This window comes from Streptomyces sp. NPDC029014 (genome assembly GCF_055564695.1).
Genome location: NZ_JBVHVT010000239.1, coordinates 1 through 1,217, shown reverse-complemented (window position 1 = coordinate 1,217; position 1,217 = coordinate 1). Strand labels below are relative to the sequence as shown.

At 72.0% G+C, this 1,217-nt stretch carries 1 protein-coding gene; it reads left to right on the top strand.

The genetic code is table 11. The features are described from left to right. Window positions 1-122: 122 nt before the first annotated feature. On the top strand, window positions 123-1,112 hold the full coding sequence (speB, locus tag ACZ4VL_RS40800) for an agmatinase (protein WP_468211109.1): 990 nt from the start codon (window positions 123-125) through the stop codon (window positions 1,110-1,112). Window positions 1,113-1,217: the final 105 nt, after the last annotated feature.

The following is a 1,217-nucleotide window of genomic DNA, read 5'->3' as shown; positions in this document are numbered from 1 at the left end:
CGCCGAGACCCGCGAGACGCTGATCAGCGCCCTCGCGATGCTCCGCAGCAAGCACGCCGACCTGCCGTCCCGCAAGCACGGCAACCCGCCGCAGTGACCCCTGGAAAGGCACAGATCGCACCATGACCGCCCAGCCCAACGGCGTGACCCCGCCGCTGCCGCCGACCGAGACCGACAGGACGCTGCACTTCGCCGGTCAGGCCACGTTCGGCCGGATCCCCCGCCTCGACCAGGTGGAGAAGGCGGACATCGCCGTGGTCGGCGTCCCCTTCGACGGCGGTGTCACCTACCGCCCGGGCGCCCGCTTCGGCGGCAACGCCATCCGCGAGGCGTCCCGCACCCTGCGCCCCTACAACCCGGCGCAGGACGTCTACCCCTTCCACTACAGCCAGGTCGCGGACGCCGGAGACATCAGCGCCAACCCGTTCGACGCGGCCGAGGCGGTGGAGACCATCGAGGCCGCCGCCGACGAGCTGCTCTCCGGCGGGGCCCGGCTGATGACGCTCGGCGGCGACCACACCATCGCCCTGCCGATGCTGCGCTCCGTGGCCAAGAAGCACGGGCCGGTCGCGGTCCTGCACTTCGACGCCCACCTGGACACCTGGGACGACTACTTCGGCCAGCAGTACACCCACGGGATGCCGTTCCGCCGGGCCGTGGAGGAGGGCGTCATCGACACCTCCGCCCTCTGCCACGTCGGCACCCGCGGCCCCATCTACGGCAAGAAGGACCTCGACGAGGACGCCAAGCTCGGCTTCGGGATCGTCACCTCGGCGGACGTGATGCGCCGCGGGGTGGACGAGATAGCCCAGCAGCTGCGCGAGCGCGTCGGCGACCGGCCCCTCTACGTCTCCATCGACATCGACGTCCTGGACCCGGCGCACGCCCCCGGCACCGGTACGCCCGAGGCGGGCGGCATGACCTCCCGCGAACTGCTGGAGATCCTGCGCGGGCTGGCCGACTGCCACCTCGTCTCCGCGGACATCGTGGAGGTCGCGCCCGCGTACGACCACGCGGGCATCACCTCGGTCGCGGCCTCGCACGCCGCCTACGAGCTGATCACGATCATGTCGAAGCAGATCGCCCCGGTCCGCTGGGGGATGGGCGGATAAACGTCCTGTGAGGCGGGGGGGGGGGGGGGGGGGGGGGGGGGGGGGGGGGTTTTTTTCCCCCTCCTTTTCCCCCCCCCCCCACCGCACCTCCCCCTCCCTTTTCTC